Genomic DNA, 16,492 nt, shown 5'->3' on the forward strand with positions numbered 1-16,492 from the left:
ATCAACATATCTGGCGTTGATTTTTGGCACGCTGTTGAGTTCTCAAGGAACGGACGCTTGCTTTGTACTCACCCTCTCGGGCTTTCCTCCGGGCGCTTCCCTTCGGTATTTCGTGTTTCCGACTCTATCAGACCGTTTTACCGGCCGATTTCCTCGGGGTTCTGCTTCGCTTTCCGGCCTTTCGGCTTTCCGGCGAGTCCGACTCTATCAGATCCTTTCGGGCCTGATTCCCAGTCAGCGGGGCTTGTCTTCCCGGCTGTTGGGCCGTTCCGACGAGTGAGACTTTAGCGGAATCTCGGCTCCCGAGCTAATCGGGGTCCGGGCTCTCCGTTCTTTCGAACGGGGATTCCTCATTTCGCAAAAGCGCGCGCAAACAGCGTCACGACAGCACAGAAAGCAGCAGTCGTTGTGCGTTTGAGTGGGTCTTGCGGAATGGCTGTCCGGGGACCGACCGGGGTCGGCGCTCACGTCGGACAACTCGGAGAACAGTACGGATCCGCCCGGGGCGTGTCAACTGCGTGCCCCGGGCCCGGAGGTCCGGTGAGTGTCCGGTCAGCTGTTGTTGCCGGAGGCCAGGGCGCGGCTGCGGTCGCGGGCCGCTTCGAGGGCGGCGATGAGGGCGGCTCGTACGCCGTGGTTCTCGAGTTCGCGGATCGCGTTGATGGTCGTACCGGCCGGGGAGGTGACGTTCTCGCGGAGCTTCACCGGGTGTTCGCCGCTGTCGCGGAGCATCGTGGCCGCGCCGATGGCGGACTGGACGATGAGGTCGTGGGCCTTGTCGCGCGGGAGGCCGAGGAGGATGCCGGCGTCCGTCATGGCTTCGACCAAGTAGAAAAAGTAGGCGGGGCCCGAGCCGGAGAGTGCCGTGCAGGCGTCCTGTTGGGTCTCCGGGACGCGGAGGGTCTTGCCGACCGAGCCGAAAATGTCCTCGGCGTGCGCCAGGTGGGCCTCCGTGGCGTGGGTGCCCGCCGAGATGACCGACATCGCCTCGTCGACCAGGGCCGGGGTGTTCGTCATGACGCGGACCACCGGGGTGCCGGGCGGGAGCTTCTCCTCGAAGAACGTCGTGGGGATGCCGGCCGCGCCGCTGATGACCAGGCGGTCCGCCGGGACGTGGGGGGCCAGTTCCGTGAGGAGCGTGCCCATGTCCTGGGGCTTCACCGTCAGGATCAGGGTGTCGGCCTGCTTGGCCGCTTCCTGGTTCGTGACCGGGGTGACGCCGTGACGGCTGCGGAGTTCCTCGGCGCGCTCCGGGCGGCGGGCCGTGACCAGGAGGTCGGACGGGGCCCAGCCGCCGCGGATCATTCCGCTGAGCAGGGCTTCACCGATCTTGCCTGTGCCGAGTACCGCGACCTTGTGGCTCATGGGCGTGGGCCTTCCGTGTTGCGTCGTGCGTGCTGCGTACGTCCGTGTGCTGCGTCGTCCCGTTCTTTCATGGGGTTCCGGCATCCTCCCACCGGGGTGGCCGGGCGCCCCCCGGCGTCCGGTGGGCGGACAGGGGTCAGGCCGTGCGGCGGCGCAGGGTGGCCGCGCCGAGGGCCAGGACCAGGAGGGCGCAGCCGGCGACGATCAGGGCGTCACGGACGTAGGTGGCGGTGAGGTCGGTGTGGCGCAGGACCTCGTTCATGCCGTCGACCGCGTACGACATGGGCAGGACGTTCGAGATCGCCTCCAGGGCCGGGTGCATCTGGTCGCGGGCGGTGAACAGGCCGCAGAGCAGGAGCTGGGGGAAGATCACCGCCGGCATGAACTGGACCGCCTGGAACTCCGATGCCGCGAAGGCGGAGACGAAGAGGCCGAGGGCCGTGCCGAGCAGGGCGTCGAGCAGGGCCACCAGGAGGAGGAGCCAGGCCGAGCCCGTGACGTTCAGGTCGAGGACCCAGAGGGCGAGGCCCGTGGCCAGGACCGACTGGACGACCGCGACCGTGCCGAAGGCGAGGGCGTAGCCCGCGATGAGGTCGCCCTTGCCGAGGGGCATGGCGAGCAGGCGTTCCAGGGTGCCGCTGGTGCGTTCGCGCAGGGTGGCGATGGAGGTCACCAGGAACATCGTGATGAGCGGGAAGATGCCGAGCAGCGAGGCGCCGATGGAGTTGAAGGTGCCGGGGCTGCCGTCGAAGACGTAGCGGAGCAGGAACAGCATCACACAGGGGACCAGGATCATGAGCGCGATCGAGCGCGGGTCGTGGCGGAGCTGGCGCAGGACGCGGGCGGCGGTGGCGGTGGTGCGGTACGTGTTCATGGCGGTCCGTCCCGGGGGCGGTGGGTTCAGTGGGCGGCGTTCGCCGCGTCGACCAGGTGGAGGAAGGCCTCCTCGACGGTGGGGCTCGCGGTGGCCGCGCGCAGGGCGTCGGGGGTGTCGTCGGCCAGGAGTTCGCCGTCGCGCATGAGGAGGAGGCGGTGGCAGCGCTCGGCCTCGTCCATGACGTGCGAGGAGATGAGGAGCGTCGTGCCGCGAGTGGCGGCGAGGTCGTGGAAGAGGCTCCAGAGGTCGCGGCGAAGGACCGGGTCCAGGCCGACCGTGGGCTCGTCGAGGACCAGGAGTTCGGGGGTGCCGAGCAGCGCCACGGCGAGGGAGACGCGGCCGAGCTGGCCGCCGGAGAGGTTTCCGGCGAGGGCGTCCGCGTGGGAGGTGAGGTCCACGTCGGCGAGGACGCGGTCGACGTCCGTGCGGCGGCGCTCGGCGGCGGCCCGTCCGGGGTGGAGGATCGCGGCGAAGTAGTCCAGGTTCTGACGTACCGACAGGTCCAGGTAGACGGACGGGGCCTGGGTCACGTAGCCGACGCGGGAGCGCAGGGCGGGGTGACCGGCCGGGTGACCCAGGACCTGGAGCGTGCCGGTGACCTTGGCCTGGGTGCCGACCAGGGCGCGCATCAGCGTCGACTTGCCGCAGCCGGAAGGGCCGAGCAGGCCGGTGATCCGGCCGCGCGGGACCGTGAAGTCGAGGCCGCGCAGGACGGGGCGGGTGCCGCGGACGACGGTGAGTCCGGCGGCGTGGACGGCGGGATCGGCGGGGGCGGCGGAGGCCCGGGCGCCGGGACCCGGGGAGCCGGCCGGTTTATTCATCACGTGATGAATATCTCGCTCACGGCAGGCGCCGTCAAGGGCCGCCGGGCGCGTCGGCGTGCACGGCGGGACCGCCGAGCTGGGGATCTTCACCCGCATCGTGGACGGGCTCGATGTGCGGCGGGGGGAGGTACGGGGACGGTCAGCGGCGGCGGAGCACGGTGAGGTCCAGGGCGTACGCGTCCTCGATGGTGCCGTCGGGGAACAGGCGCAGGAGGTGGGCCCGTTCGTCGTCCAGGACCGGCTTCGCCCGCTCCTCGCCCATCACCACGAAGTACGAGCGGCTGGCGAGATGGGCCAGGTGCAGGTCGACCGGGATGCGGCGGGTCCAGTGCAGGCGGCGGAAGACGGGCGCGGCCGCCGGTTCGAGGCCCGGCTCGAGGTCCAGGGAGGTGATGATGCCGGCAGCGTCGGAGCTGACGCCGTGGCGGTGGTAGCCGGGCAGGCGGTCCTGGAGGCGGCGTTCCTGGGCCGCGGTCCATGCGACGTCCGGGTCGGGGACGTTCCACCACAGGGCGAGCGCGCCGCCCGGGCGCAGCACGCGCAGCGCCTCGGGGACCGAGCGGGCCGGGTCGGTCCAGTGCCAGGACTGGGCGTACGTGACGAGGTCGGCGGTCGCGTCGGCGAACGGGAGGGCGTCGCCGTAGGCGCGGACCAGGGGGACGCCGGGGAGGGTCGTGCGGAGTTGGGCGCCCATGCCGGGGCCCGGTTCGACAGCGATCACGTCGGCGCCGCGCTCGCGCAGCAGGGCGGTGGCGATGCCGGTGCCCGCGCCGACGTCGACGACCTTCTTCCCGCGCAGGGGCGTGCCCGCCAACTCCTCCACGGCGTCGAAGAGTTCGGGCGGATAGCTCGGGCGGGCCATGGCGTACTGGGCGGCGACCGCGTCGAAGGAGAGCGCGAAGTCGGCCGCCCGGGGCTCGGACGTCACGGGAGCCGGGGACTCGGGCGGGCGCAGGGTGTCGTCTGTCATGGCGCCATCGTGACGGTGCGTGGCCGCGCTGTCATGGGGTCGTCAGGCCTTGCGCTGCTTGCCGCCCGACTTCTTCCTGGCCGGGTTGCCGGTACGCCGGGTCGTGCGGCGTTCGTACTGCTCGCGCGCCGTCTCGTACTCCCGCCGCCGGAGCTTCTCGCCCGGGGCCTCGGTCAGGCAGCGCAGCGCCCACGCGACGAGGACGCCGACGAAGCCGATCGCGAGGAAGCCGCGCAGGGACGCCTGCTTCTCGGGGTCGGGGCGCTCGGAGAAGCCGCCCCAGGTGCGGCTGAACGCGAGGGCGCTGCAGATCGCGAACGCGGCGATGAGCAGGACGCTGACGAACGAGCCCACGTCGGCCATGGCCAGGCCCTGATAGGCGAAGCGCAGCACGAAGCAGCCCGCGGCCGCCAGGACCAGCGCGCCGATGCCGACGCCCGCGCGGCGCAGCGCGTACTGGCCGCTGTGGTCGACCCAGGTCGTGCCGAAGAAACGGATCTCTTCGGGGCGCGGGCCCGGGGTGGGGGTGCCGCTCAGGGGCGTGGTCGGGGTGCCGGTTTCGTCGCTCACGGGTCGATTATCACCGGGACGGCCCCTGGGATGCGTGGGCCGTCCCGGCGGTCGGTGCGCGGCGCCGGATCAGGCGCAGCGGGGAGCTACGTAGCCGTCACTGCCCGTCTTCACGTAGGCGTCGGAGACGTACTCGCCGACGCCGATGCTGTCCCAGATCTTGGTGGTCCCGTACGGGCCGGTGACCGTCGTGCCGGGCTTCTGGCAGAGGATCTGGACCCGCGCGCCGAGCGGCAGGGCGCGCACCACGCGGTACTGGGTGCCGGGGCCGCTGCGGACGTTCACGTTGTAGCCCGGGGCCACCGGGTAGGTGGCCGCGCTCGCCGTGCTCGCCGTGCTCGCCGCGCTCTCCACGCCTGCCGTGTTCTCTGCGTTCTCTGTGTTCCCTATGTTCTCTATGTGCTCTGTGTTCTCGATCGTCATGTCGGACTCCCCCGTTGAACCGGCCCTCGTTCAGTGTTCGTTGAGGACCTGTTGAAATCGCTGTGCTCAGCTGACTTCCGTACGCGCAGCCGTCGCACTCCGTCGAACGCGGAGGCTAGCAAGCACCGTCCGTCTCGTACGAAGCATCGACTAGGCTCCGTGCGTCGCGCGTGGCGGCACGGAATACACGACGACATCCACGGGGGTGGACATGCCGTCATGGCCGAACACCGGCTCCGGCACGGAAGCGGAGCGTCCGCACTATGCCGGGCGCTATCGCCTTGAGGAGCGCCTGGGTTCGGGCGGGATGGGGGTCGTGCACCTGGCCCGTTCCGCCGCCGGACTGCGGCTCGCGGTGAAGGTCGTGCACGCCGAGTTCGCGCGGGACCCCGAGTTCAGGGGGCGGTTCCGGCAGGAGGTGGCGGCCGCGCGGCAGGTCAGCGGGGCCTTCACCGCGTCGGTGGTGGACGCCGACCCGGACGCCGAACGCCCCTGGATGGCCACGCTGTTCATCCCCGGACCGACGCTCGCCGAGCATGTGAAGCGGAACGGGGCGCTGACCCCGGCGCAGCTGCGGCACGTCACCGCGGGGCTCGCCGAGGCGCTGCGCGACATCCACCGCGCGGGGGTCGTGCACCGCGATCTGAAGCCCAGCAATGTGCTGCTCGCCGAGGACACTCCCAAGGTCATCGACTTCGGTATCTCGCGGCCGAAGAACAGTGAACTGCGCACCGAGACCGGCAAGTTGATCGGGACGCCGCCGTTCATGGCTCCCGAGCAGTTCCGGCGGCCCCGGGAGGTCGGTCCGGCCGCCGATGTGTTCGCACTGGGTTCCCTGCTGGTGCACGCGGCGACCGGGCGCGGGCCGTTCGACTCCGACAGCCCGTACCTGGTCGCGTACCAGGTGGTGCACGACGAGCCGGACGTGACCGGGGTTCCCGACGAGCTGGCGCCACTGATCCTGCGCTGCCTCGCCAAGGAGCCGGAGGACCGGCCCACGCCCGACGGGATCATGGCCGAGCTGCGGCGCGTATCGGCGCGGTACGACACCCAGTCGTTCGCGTCCGGGGGCTTCGGATCCGGAGCCCCCGAATCCGAAGCCCCCGAGCCCGGGGATCACGAATCGGAGGGCCCCGGGGACTCCGCATCCGGGGCAAGTCCTTCGCCCGAGGCGTTCATCCCGGAGCAGCGGAAGCCTTCCGAGCCACCGGCCGAAGAGCTCATCTCGCCCGTGGAGGAGGGGAGTTCACGCGCCGAGGGCGGCGTGTGGGCCCGGACCCGGCCGCGCCGCCGCCCTGTCGTCGCGGCCGTGGCGGGAGTGCTGGCGCTCGGCGGCGTCCTCGCGCTCACCTCGACGCTCCTGCCCGGCACCGACGACGGCACCGGTAACGGGACCGGCGCCGGCGCCGCGCAGACCGCTTCGCCCAGCGCCTTCCACGCCTGGCACAGCCCGCTCGGCGACGAGGCCGCGCCCACCTGCTCGTACGGGAACGGGTCCCTGCACTGCGCCCTGCCCGGTGTGCTCGCCGCGTCCGTGGATCCCCGCGACGGCACGGTGCGGTGGCGGCGCCCGGCGAGCGGGAGCGGGGGCGGAAGTGCCCCGGCGCCGGTGCTGTCCGGCGGCGCGGTGCTCGCGCTCGACCCCGACACGTCCCGGCTGCGGGCGCTCGACCCCGACACCGGCGGGACGCTGTGGTCGATGGACGTCTCGGCGTACCGGGGCGAGGTGCAGCCCGTGGCCGACAAGGTGATCCTGGCCGCGCCCGACGGCACGCTGACCGCGGTCGACGGAGCGACGGGCGAGCGGCTGTGGCGGCACGGTCTCGGGGCGGCCGGGCCCGGGCTCAGCTACGTCGGCGGAGACCTCGCCTATGCCGTCACCCTGGCATCCGACGGGGTGAACACCCAGGTCAGCGCGGTGGATCCGGAGACGGGAGCCGTCCGATGGCAGCGGAGGGCGACGGACACGGCGACCCCGATCGGGGTCGCCGACGGGCTGCTCTGGTGCACGCAGCGGAACGCGACGAGCGCGACCGTGGCCCTCGTCGGCCGCCGGCTCTCGGACGGCACCGTCACCCGCCGGGTGCGGCTGGACCTGCCGCTGCCCGGGGCGACGGCGACACTGCGCGACGGCACGGTCTATCTGCTCGCCGAGGGCGGGGCGCTGGTCGCGCAGGACCTGACGACCGGCCGGCAGCGGTGGCGGTCGGAGACGTCCGTGAGCCGCGGGTCGGCGCCGGCCGTCGACGACGAGGGGCGGGTGTACGTGATGACACCGGACGGGCGGCTGCTCGCGCTGAGCCCGCGCACGGGCACCCTCGTCGGGCAGACCGCCCCGCGCCCCTCACCCCGCTCCGACCACCTCGTCATCGACCTGGCGGCGCCTGTGGTGGCCGGCGGGAAGGTCTACGGGAGCGCGCCCGACGGGAGTGTCTTCGGGGTGGACGGAAGCCACCCCGAAGACTGGTGAGGCCCGGGTATCAGCCGAGCTTCGAGACGTCGCGGACCGCGCCCTTGTCGGCGCTGGTGGCCATCGCGGCGTACGCGCGCAGGGCCTGGGAGACCTTGCGCTCGCGGTCCTTCGGGGCGTACACGCCGTTCAGGGCCTCGCGGCGGGACGCCAACTCCTCGTCCGTGACCAGGAGTTCGATGGTGCGGTTCGGGATGTCGATGCGGATGCGGTCGCCGTCCTCGACCAGCGCGATCGTGCCGCCGGACGCCGCCTCGGGCGAGGCGTGGCCGATGGACAGGCCCGAGGTGCCGCCGGAGAAGCGTCCGTCGGTGACGAGGGCGCAGACCTTTCCGAGGCCGCGGCCCTTCAGGTACGAGGTCGGGTAGAGCATCTCCTGCATACCCGGGCCGCCCTTGGGGCCCTCGTAGCGGATGACGACGACGTCGCCCTCCTTCACCTGCTGGGTGAGGATCTTCTGGACGGCCTCCTCCTGCGACTCGCAGACGACGGCCGGGCCCTCGAAGGTCCAGATGGACTCGTCGACGCCGGCGGTCTTCACGACGCAGCCGTCCTCCGCCAGGTTGCCCTTGAGGACGGCGAGGCCGCCGTCCTGGGAGTAGGCGTGGGCGACGTCGCGGATGCAGCCGTTCGCGGCGTCCGTGTCGAGGCTGTCCCAGCGCTTGGACTGGGAGAAGGCGGTGGCGGAGCGCTCGCAGCCGGGGGCCGCGTACCAGAGGTCCTCGGCCTCGGGGGACGTGCTGCCGCTGCGGACGTCCCAGGTGTCGAGCCACTCCTTGATGGACGGGGAGTGGACCGTGTGCACGTCCTCGTTCAGGAGGCCGCCGCGGTAGAGCTCGCCGAGGATCGCGGGGATGCCGCCCGCGCGGTGCACGTCCTCCATGTAGTACGTCTTCGAGCCCGCGACGTTCGGCGCGACCTTGGCCAGGCAGGGGACGCGGCGGGAGACGGCGTTGATGTGGTCGAGGTTGTAGTCGACCTCGGCCTCCTGGGCGGCGGCCAGCAGGTGCAGGATCGTGTTCGTGGAGCCGCCCATGGCGATGTCGAGCGCCATCGCGTTCTCGAACGCGGCGTGCGTCGCGATGTTGCGCGGCAGGACCGAGGCGTCGTCCTCGCCGTAGTAGCGCTTGGTCAGCTCGACGACGGTGGCGCCGGCGCGCTCGTACAGCGCCTTGCGGGCGGTGTGCGTGGCGAGGACCGAGCCGTTGCCCGGGAGGGAGAGGCCGATGGCCTCGGTCAGGCAGTTCATCGAGTTGGCGGTGAACATGCCGGAACACGAGCCGCAGGTCGGGCAGGCGTTCTCCTCGATACGGAGGATGTCCTCGTCGGAGATCTTGTCGTTGACCGCCTCCGACATCGCGTCGACCAGGTCGAGCGTGCGGACCGTGCCGTCGACGAGGGTGGCCCGGCCGGACTCCATCGGGCCGCCGGAGACGAAGACCGTGGGGATGTTGAGGCGGAGCGCCGCCATCAGCATGCCGGGCGTGATCTTGTCGCAGTTGGAGATGCAGACGAGGGCGTCCGCGCAGTGCGCCTCGACCATGTACTCGACCGAGTCGGCGATCAGGTCGCGGGAGGGCAGCGAGTACAGCATGCCGCCGTGGCCCATCGCGATGCCGTCGTCGACCGCGATCGTGTTGAACTCGCGCGGGATGCCGCCGGCCTCGGTGATCGCGTCGCTGACGATGCGGCCGACCGGCGCCAGGTGCGTGTGGCCCGGCACGAACTCCGTGAAGGAGTTGGCGACGGCGATGATCGGCTTCCGGCCGATGTCCGCACCCGGTACACCGGAGGCGCGCATAAGGGCGCGTGCGCCCGCCATGTTGCGACCGTGGGTGACTGTGCGGGACCTCAGCTCGGGCATCGCCGCTCGCTCCTTCAGTACGGACTCTCAGAACACAGAAAAGACTGGTTCACGAGCCTACGCCGCGACTCCACGATCCGGACAGGGCGTCCGGATGGCGGGACGCCCGTCTCAGATAGTCGCTACGCCGACACCCGCTGCGCCGACTCCCGCTGCGCCGATACTCGCTACGGTCCGGTGAGGTGCCCCTGCACCACCGGTGCGATCCGGGCGATGACGTCCTCCGCGTCGGCGGACGCCAGCGGCTCCGCCCTGATCACGTACCGGAGCATCGCCGTGCCCACCAGCTGCGCGGCGGCGAGGCAGGCGCGCAGTTCGGCCTCCTCCTCCGGCACGTCGAGGCGCCGCGCGATCCGGGAGAGGAGCTGGGCCGCGATCAGGCGCCGGAAGACGGCGGCCGCCGCCTCGTTGTTCACGGCGGAGCGCACGATGGCGAGCAGCGGGGCCCGGGTGACCGGGTTCTCCCAGATCCCGAAGATGAACCGGGTCAGCCGCTCGCCGACCCCGTCCAGCGGTCCGTCCTCCACCGCCGCGGGCGCTTCGAGGGCGGGCGCGAACGCCACCTCGATCGCCGCGGCGAAGACCTGTTCCTTGGTCCCGAAGTAGTGGTGCACGAGCGCGGAGTCGACGCCCGCCGCCTTCGCGATGCCGCGCACCGACGTCTTCTCGTACCCGCGCTCGGCGAACTCCTCCCGGGCCGCGTTCAGGATCCGCTCCCGCGTCGCGCCGGGCCCGCCCTCCGTCTGCGTACGGGAGGGGCGTCCCCTGCGCCGCGCGGGTTCCGTCATGAACGCGGTACCCGCACCGCCGACGCGAGGTGCAGCCGCGTGAAGGCGAGGGCCTCGGCGAGGTCGGCCTCGCGTTCGGCGCTGGACATGGCGCGCCGGGTGTTGACCTCGATGACCACGTGCCCGTCGAAGCCGCTCGTCGCGAGGCGTTCGAGGAGTTCGGCGCAGGGCTGGGTGCCGCGGCCCGGGACCAGGTGCTCGTCCTTGTTGGAGCCGTTGCCGTCCGCCAGGTGGACGTGGCCGAGGCGGTCGCCCATACGGTCGATCATGTGCATCGCGTCGGTGCGGGCCGTCGCGGTATGGCTGAGATCGACCGTGAAGTGGCGGTAGTCGTCCTTCGTGACGTCCCAGTCGGGGGCGTACGCGAGCATCTCGCGGTCCCGGTAGCGCCACGGATACATGTTCTCTACGGCGAATCTGACGTCCGTCTCGTCCGCCATCCGCCAGATCCCGCTGACGAAGTCCCTGGCGTACTGGCGCTGCCAGCGGAAGGGCGGGTGGACGACCACCGTCGAGGCGCCGAGCTTCTCGGCCGCCGCTCGCGCGCGCTGCAGCTTCACCCAGGGGTCCGTCGACCACACCCGCTGCGTGATCAGCAGACATGGGGCGTGGACGGCCAGAATCGGGATCCGGTGATAGTCGCTGAGGCGGCGCAGCGCCTCGATGTCCTGGCTGACGGGGTCGGTCCAGACCATGACCTCTACGCCGTCGTAGCCCAGGCGTGCGGCGATCTCGAAGGCCGTCGCCGTCGACTCCGGATAGACCGAGGCCGTCGACAGGGCGACCTTCGCATCCGGGATGCGCACCACTGGTTCTGCCACGGAGACAGAGTACGGGCCTCGGCGACGGTGCGGGGGGCGGGTCTTTGAGGGGTGGGCGTGCTTGGCCGGATCATGGCGCTCGTGGGGCGTCGAGCGCCGGGTCCGCGCTTCGGTGGGCGCCGGGGTCGCGCTTCGGCGGGCGCCGGGTCCGCGCTTCGGCGGGCGCCGGACGGAGCGCTCGCCCCGCGCCGGGGTGCCGCCTTGCCCACCCTGCAGCCCTTGGCGGCAGATTGCCCAAGGCGGCGGGCGGCAGCCCTACGACGTCGTCGGCATGTGGTCCAGGCGGCGCAGGATCACGCCCTCCCGCAGGGCCCACGGGCAGATCTCCAGGGTCTCCACGCCGAACAGGTCCATGGCACCCTCGGCGACCAGCGCCCCGGCGAGCAGTTGTCCGGCCCGGCCCTCCGAGACCCCGGGCAGCTCCGAGCGCTCGGCCTCCGTCATCGCGGCCAGGCGCGGCACCCAGTCCTCCAGGGATCTGCGCTTCAACTCCCGCTGCACGTAGAGGCCTTCGGTCGATCGGGCGGCGCCCGCGAGCCGCGCCAGCTGCTTGAACGTCTTCGACGTGGCGACCACATGATCCGGCGCCCCGAACCGGCTGAACTCCCCCACCGTCCGCGCGATCTGCGCCCGCACGTGCCGTCGCAGGGCCTTCACGTCCGCCGGGTCCGCCGGGTCCCCGGGCAGCCAGCCCGCGGTGAGCCGGCCGGCGCCGAGCGGCAGCGACACCGCGGCGTCCGGCTCCTCGTCGATCCCGTACGCGATCTCCAGGGAGCCGCCGCCGATGTCGAGGACCAGCAACTTCCCCGCCGACCAGCCGAACCAGCGGCGGGCGGCCAGGAAGGTGAGACGGGCCTCCTCCGCGCCGCTGAGCACCCGCAGTTCGACGCCGGTCTCGTCCTTGACCCGGGCCAGCACCTCGTCCGCGTTGGTCGCCTCGCGCACCGCCGACGTGGCGAACGGCAGCAGGTCCTCCACGCCCTTGTCCTCGGCCGCGTCCAGGGCGTCCCTGACCGTGCCGACCAGGCGTGACACGCCGTCGGGGCCGATCGCCCCGTGCTCGTCGAGGAGTTGGGCGAGCCGCAGCTCCGCCTTGTGCGAGTGCGCGGGCAGCGGGCGGGCGCCCGGGTGCGCGTCCACCACGAGCAGATGGACCGTATTCGAACCCACGTCGAGGACACCGAGTCTCATGTACGGAACGCTACTGCGCTCGCGAGGTCCCTTGTCAGGGAAGGTCCGACCCAGCGCCTCCGCGCGCTTACTCTGGAACGGTGCCAAAGACGAAAAAGGCCAAGGCCGACAAGAGTGGTAAGAGCGACAAGAAGGCCAAGTCGGCAAAGCCGCAGGACGAGAAGACGATCGACTTCCCGCGCGCCTGGGTCGAGTTCCCGGATCCGGCGGACGACGAGCAGGTCTTCCGTTGCGATCTGACATGGCTGACCTCTCGTTGGACCTGCATCTTCGGCAGCGGCTGCCAGGGCATCCAGGCGGGCCGCGCGGACGACGGCTGCTGCACGCTGGGGGCTCACTTCTCGGACGATGACGACGAGAAGCGCGTGGCGGGGTTCGTGGCCCGGCTGACCCCCGACATCTGGCAGCACCATGACGTCGGTACGGAGACCGGGTGGGTGTCCAAGGACGAGGACGGGGAGCGCCAGACGCGCCCGTACAACGGCTCGTGCATCTTCCAGAACCGCCCCGGCTTCGAGGGCGGCGCGGGCTGCTCGCTCCACATCCTCGCGCTCAAGGAGGGCCGCGAGCCGCTGGAGACGAAGCCGGACGTCTGCTGGCAGCTGCCGGTCCGGCGCACGTACGAGTGGATCGACCGGCCCGACGACACCCGGGTGCTCCAGGTCTCGATCGGTGAGTACGACCGGCGCGGCTGGGGCCCGGGCGGCCACGACCTGCACTGGTGGTGCACCTCGGCGACCTCGGCGCACGGCGCGGGCGACCCGGTGTACGTCTCGTACCGCCCGGAGCTGACCGAGCTGATGGGCCAGGCCGGCTACGACAAGCTGGTCGAGCTGTGCGAGGAACGCCTCGCGTCCCTGCCCAAGGGTCTTCCGCTCGTCGCCCCGCACCCGGCGGACCCGGCGTAACACCTGGAGCCCCGCGGATTCAGGGGGACCCGGTCGCAGACGACGGGTCCCCCGTGCCCGGGCTCGCCGTGCCGGAGGGCGTCGGGTCGGGCTCGGGCGAGGTGGACGGGTCGCTCGGCGTCGGCGTCGGATCCGGCTCCGTGGTGCCCGGGTCGCTGGGCGTCGGCGTGGGATCGGGGTCGGACGGCGAGGACGGGTCGCTCGGGGTGGGGCCGGGACCCGGCTCCCCCGAGCCGTCTCCGCTGCCCGAACGCCCGTACCCGCTCAGGGAGATGGCGGCCCCCGAAGGGGCGATGCCGATCCGCGCGCTCCAGTGCCCCGCGGGCTCCCGGTCGTGATCGACGTACACCCGGATCGTGGCCGTCTCGCCGGGCCGCAGCGTGCCCGAGCGCTGGCTCAGCCAGAGCCAGTGGGCGCCGGTGTGCGCGGACCAGTGGACGGCCGAACTCCCGGACGCGGTCAGCGTGATGAGCGTCGCGGCGCCGCTGGGCCGCGCCGTGACGGTGAGCCGCCCGGAACCCGTGCTCGCGCGCGTGGGCGGCGAGATCACTTCCACGGAGACGTCCGGCGACCGGCTGCCCGCGGTGAAGCGGGGGTCGGGGGTGGTCTGTGCGTTCCCCGCGTTCTCGTACCCGTATCCGTCGCCGGTGCGCTCGCCGTCGAGCTCGCCCGAGCCACCCGCCTCGCTGGCGCTCACGGACCGGCCGTCGGTGCCCTCGCCGGTCATCGGCGCCCCGCGGTAGGCGGCCCACAGGGCGAGCACGGGGGCGGCGACCACGGTGGCGACGACCGTCGTCGTGACGGCACGCGCGCGTAGCTTGTCGCGTCGGGCCGCGCGGTCCTTGGGGTCCATCGGGAAGCCGCGCCGGTCGAAGCGGGGCGCCCTGGCCGCGGGGCGCGACGCGTGCATCGCCTGGTGCAGGGCCGCGCGCGGGGCCTCCACGAGCGGCAGCGCGGCGGGCGTGACGGAGGTGCCGGGCCAGGTGCCGGGGGTGGCGCGCTCGGCGGTGCGGCGGCAGCGCGGGCAGTCGTCGACGTGCCGCACCAGCTCGCGGCGCAGGGCGGCGGACAGCAGGAGCTGGTTGTCACCGGTGAGGCGGTTGACGCCGGGGCAGGTGCCGGTCTCGACGACGGCGAGCGCGGCGCGGGTGCGCTCGACCTCGCAGGCCGCGGACGCGAGCAGCTCGCGCGTGACGCCCGGGTCGGAGCCGAGGACGGCGGCGACCTCGGGGGCGGACAGCTGGTGGCGCACCGCCAGTTCGAGCGCCTCGCGCTGCTCGGGGGTGGTGCCGGCGGCCTCCGGCCAGGCCAGCAGGCCCAGCTGGCGGCGCTGCTCCTCCTGAAGGAGGGCGCCGGGCGGTGCCGCAGGCTCCGTGGCCTGCTTCACCCCCTCGGCCGTGTGCGCGCCCTGCCGCCTGCGCTTGGCCTCGGCGAGCCGGCGCAGACAGGACCAGCGGGCGAGCGCGTAGAGCCAGGCCCTGTGGTCGGCCTCCGTGTCGGGGGCGCGGGAGCCGCGCCGCTCGGCGAGCGCGAGGGCGTCGCCGAGGGCGGCCGTCGCCTCGTCGTGATCGCACAGCACGGAGAGGCAGTAGGTGAACAGACCGTCCAGACACGGCTCGTAGCGCGTGGGCGGGCGCTGCGGAACAGCGCGCGGCACCGGCCGCCTCGCCCCGGCGCGATGCGCCCGGTGTGCGCCGGTGGTGTGCGTGGGGGTTTCCGGCCTGCTGTTCATCACCCGTGCGACCGTAGGCGGCGGCCAGGGGCCCCTTCCGCCCCCTTGAGCACTTTTAATCCTTACGGGTGAAACGATCCCTCAAAAGAGGACAGGAACCCCCTATTCCGTGGCCAGCGCGGCTACGCGGGGCAACCGCCGGTGGCAAAAGCCGCAGGGTGCGGGGCCGGGCCGGATTGTCAGAGGGGCCCGCTACGGTTCGGTCCATGGCTGCCCGTACGAAATCCGCGAACAGCGGTAAGCAACGTCCGTCGTACCGCTGCACCGAGTGCGGCTGGCAGACGGCCAAGTGGCTGGGCCGCTGCGCCGAGTGCCAGGCGTGGGGGACGATCGAGGAGTACGGCGCGCCCGCGGTGCGCACGACAGCCCCCGGCCGGGTCACCACCTCCGCCGTGCCCATCGGCGAGGTCGACGGCCGGACGGCCACGGCCCGCTCCACCGGGGTGCCCGAGCTGGACCGCGTCCTCGGCGGCGGGCTGGTCCCCGGCGCGGTGGTGCTGCTCGCGGGCGAGCCGGGCGTCGGCAAGTCCACGCTGCTGCTCGACGTCGCCGCGAAGTCGGCGAGCGAGGAGCACAAGACGCTCTACGTCACGGGTGAGGAGTCGGCGTCGCAGGTGCGGCTGCGCGCGGACCGCATCCACGCCATCGACGACCATCTGTACCTGGCGGCCGAGACCGACCTGTCCGCCGTCCTCGGCCACCTGGACGCGGTGAAGCCGTCCCTGCTGATCATGGACTCGGTCCAGACGGTGGCCTCGCCGGAGATCGACGGGGCGCCCGGCGGCATGGCCCAGGTGCGCGAGGTCGCGGGCGCGCTGATCCGCGCCTCCAAGGAGCGCGGCATGTCCACGCTGCTGGTGGGCCATGTCACGAAGGAGGGCGCGATCGCCGGTCCGCGCCTCCTGGAGCACCTGGTCGACGTGGTGCTGAACTTCGAGGGCGACCGGCACGCGCGCCTGCGCCTGGTCCGCGGCGTGAAGAACCGGTACGGGACGACGGACGAGGTCGGCTGCTTCGAGCTGCACGACGAGGGCATCACGGGCCTGGCCGACCCGAGCGGCCTCTTCCTGACCCGGCGCGACGAGCCGGTGCCCGGCACCTGTCTGACGGTGACCCTGGAGGGCCGCCGCCCGCTGGTCGCCGAGGTGCAGGCGCTCACCGTCGACTCGCAGATCCCCTCCCCCCGGCGCACGACGTCCGGCCTGGAGACCTCCCGTGTCTCGATGATGCTGGCGGTTCTCGAACAGCGGGGCAGGATCAGCGCCTTGGGCAAAAGGGACATCTACTCGGCGACGGTCGGCGGCGTGAAGCTCTCCGAGCCCGCCGCGGACCTCGCCATCGCGCTCGCGCTCGCCTCCGCCGCGAGCGACACCCCGCTCCCCAAGAACCTGGTGGCGATCGGAGAAGTGGGCCTCGCGGGCGAGGTCAGAAGGGTGACGGGGGTGCAGCGCCGGCTCGCCGAGGCGCACCGGCTCGGCTTCACGCACGCCCTCGTACCGGGCGATCCCGGCAAGATCCCGGCCGGTATGAAGGTCCTGGAAGTCGCCGACATAGGGGACGCGCTGCGGGTGCTTCCGAAGAGCCGTCGTCGAGAGGCCCCACGGGAGACGGAGGACCGCCGGTAGACTTTGCCCTGGTCTCGCCCGTGCGTGCGAACGCGACGCACTCCAGGGCGGCGCCCCAGAGTCT

General features: G+C 72.3%; 14 protein-coding genes. 3 read left to right on the plus strand and 11 right to left on the minus strand.

Translation table 11 applies throughout. The features are described from left to right. Positions 1–552 precede the first annotated feature (552 nt). From proC to B072_RS0120665, 6 genes are all read right to left on the minus strand, one after another. Entirely contained in the window at positions 553–1,365 is an 813-nt protein-coding gene (proC, locus tag B072_RS0120640; protein WP_018531873.1) for a pyrroline-5-carboxylate reductase, read from the minus strand. A gap of 136 nt (positions 1,366–1,501) precedes the next feature. After that, positions 1,502–2,239, minus strand: a complete 738-nt coding sequence (locus B072_RS0120645) for an ABC transporter permease (RefSeq protein WP_018531874.1) — start codon at positions 2,237–2,239, stop codon at positions 1,502–1,504. Between the two features lie 26 nt (positions 2,240–2,265). Then, positions 2,266–3,063: an ABC transporter ATP-binding protein gene (locus tag B072_RS0120650; protein ID WP_018531875.1), complete on the minus strand. Its 798-nt coding sequence runs from the start codon at positions 3,061–3,063 to the stop codon at positions 2,266–2,268. A gap of 142 nt (positions 3,064–3,205) precedes the next feature. Then, positions 3,206–4,036, minus strand: a complete 831-nt coding sequence (locus B072_RS0120655; protein ID WP_018531876.1) for a class I SAM-dependent methyltransferase — start codon at positions 4,034–4,036, stop codon at positions 3,206–3,208. A 42-nt stretch (positions 4,037–4,078) separates the two neighbouring features. Then, positions 4,079–4,606, minus strand: coding sequence for a hypothetical protein (locus B072_RS0120660; RefSeq protein WP_018531877.1), 528 nt, complete (start codon positions 4,604–4,606; stop codon positions 4,079–4,081). Between the two features lie 69 nt (positions 4,607–4,675). Continuing rightward, on the minus strand, positions 4,676–5,029 hold the full coding sequence (locus B072_RS0120665; RefSeq protein WP_078506505.1) for an SH3 domain-containing protein: 354 nt from the start codon (positions 5,027–5,029) through the stop codon (positions 4,676–4,678). Between the two features lie 211 nt (positions 5,030–5,240). On the opposite strand from B072_RS0120665, the gene B072_RS0120670 reads away from it, so the two are divergent. Further along, positions 5,241–7,499, plus strand: a complete 2,259-nt coding sequence (locus B072_RS0120670) for a serine/threonine-protein kinase (RefSeq protein ID WP_026246082.1) — start codon at positions 5,241–5,243, stop codon at positions 7,497–7,499. Positions 7,500–7,509: 10 nt separating this feature from the next. On the opposite strand, the gene ilvD is transcribed toward B072_RS0120670, so the two are convergent. From ilvD to B072_RS0120690, 4 genes are all read right to left on the minus strand, one after another. Next, complete coding sequence (ilvD, locus tag B072_RS0120675; protein WP_018531880.1) at positions 7,510–9,363, minus strand: dihydroxy-acid dehydratase; 1,854 nt, start codon at positions 9,361–9,363, stop codon at positions 7,510–7,512. A gap of 167 nt (positions 9,364–9,530) precedes the next feature. Next, a complete protein-coding gene (locus B072_RS0120680; protein WP_018531881.1) occupies positions 9,531–10,151 on the minus strand; it encodes a TetR family transcriptional regulator in 621 nt (206 codons plus the stop codon). Then, positions 10,148–10,972 (minus strand): sugar phosphate isomerase/epimerase family protein, encoded by an 825-nt coding sequence (locus B072_RS0120685; protein WP_026246083.1) that lies wholly within the window; start codon positions 10,970–10,972, stop codon positions 10,148–10,150. The genes B072_RS0120680 and B072_RS0120685 overlap by 4 nt, the downstream gene beginning before the upstream one ends. Positions 10,973–11,227: 255 nt before the next feature. Further along, positions 11,228–12,163: a Ppx/GppA phosphatase family protein gene (locus B072_RS0120690; protein WP_018531883.1), complete on the minus strand. Its 936-nt coding sequence runs from the start codon at positions 12,161–12,163 to the stop codon at positions 11,228–11,230. An 80-nt stretch (positions 12,164–12,243) separates the two neighbouring features. Here B072_RS0120690 and B072_RS0120695 point away from each other — a divergent pair, with 80 nt between their 5' ends. After that, entirely contained in the window at positions 12,244–13,071 is an 828-nt protein-coding gene (locus B072_RS0120695) for a hypothetical protein (RefSeq protein WP_018531884.1), read from the plus strand. Positions 13,072–13,090: 19 nt separating this feature from the next. Here the strand turns inward: B072_RS0120695 and B072_RS0120700 are convergent, their stop codons facing one another. Then, positions 13,091–14,803, minus strand: a complete 1,713-nt coding sequence (locus B072_RS0120700; protein ID WP_202539720.1) for a sigma-70 family RNA polymerase sigma factor — start codon at positions 14,801–14,803, stop codon at positions 13,091–13,093. Positions 14,804–15,009: 206 nt separating this feature from the next. Here B072_RS0120700 and radA point away from each other — a divergent pair, with 206 nt between their 5' ends. Beyond that, complete coding sequence (radA, locus tag B072_RS0120705) at positions 15,010–16,428, plus strand: DNA repair protein RadA (RefSeq protein WP_018531886.1); 1,419 nt, start codon at positions 15,010–15,012, stop codon at positions 16,426–16,428. The last annotated feature ends 64 nt before the right edge of the window (positions 16,429–16,492 follow it).

The organism is Streptomyces sp. HmicA12 (genome assembly GCF_000373565.1).
GTDB lineage: Bacteria > Actinomycetota > Actinomycetes > Streptomycetales > Streptomycetaceae > Streptomyces.

Coding starts and splice junctions, on each gene's coding strand:
- radA (WP_018531886.1), top strand. CDS start 15,010: ATGGCTGCCCGTACGAAATCCGCGAACAGCGGTAAGCAACGTCCGTCG.
- B072_RS0120655 (WP_018531876.1), bottom strand. CDS start 4,036: ATGACAGACGACACCCTGCGCCCGCCCGAGTCCCCGGCTCCCGTGACG.
- B072_RS0120650 (WP_018531875.1), bottom strand. CDS start 3,063: ATGAATAAACCGGCCGGCTCCCCGGGTCCCGGCGCCCGGGCCTCCGCC.
- B072_RS0120665 (WP_078506505.1), bottom strand. CDS start 5,029: ATGACGATCGAGAACACAGAGCACATAGAGAACATAGGGAACACAGAG.
- B072_RS0120670 (WP_026246082.1), top strand. CDS start 5,241: ATGCCGTCATGGCCGAACACCGGCTCCGGCACGGAAGCGGAGCGTCCG.
- B072_RS0120690 (WP_018531883.1), bottom strand. CDS start 12,163: ATGAGACTCGGTGTCCTCGACGTGGGTTCGAATACGGTCCATCTGCTC.
- ilvD (WP_018531880.1), bottom strand. CDS start 9,363: ATGCCCGAGCTGAGGTCCCGCACAGTCACCCACGGTCGCAACATGGCG.
- proC (WP_018531873.1), bottom strand. CDS start 1,365: ATGAGCCACAAGGTCGCGGTACTCGGCACAGGCAAGATCGGTGAAGCC.
- B072_RS0120645 (WP_018531874.1), bottom strand. CDS start 2,239: ATGAACACGTACCGCACCACCGCCACCGCCGCCCGCGTCCTGCGCCAG.
- B072_RS0120680 (WP_018531881.1), bottom strand. CDS start 10,151: ATGACGGAACCCGCGCGGCGCAGGGGACGCCCCTCCCGTACGCAGACG.
- B072_RS0120700 (WP_202539720.1), bottom strand. CDS start 14,803: ATGAACAGCAGGCCGGAAACCCCCACGCACACCACCGGCGCACACCGG.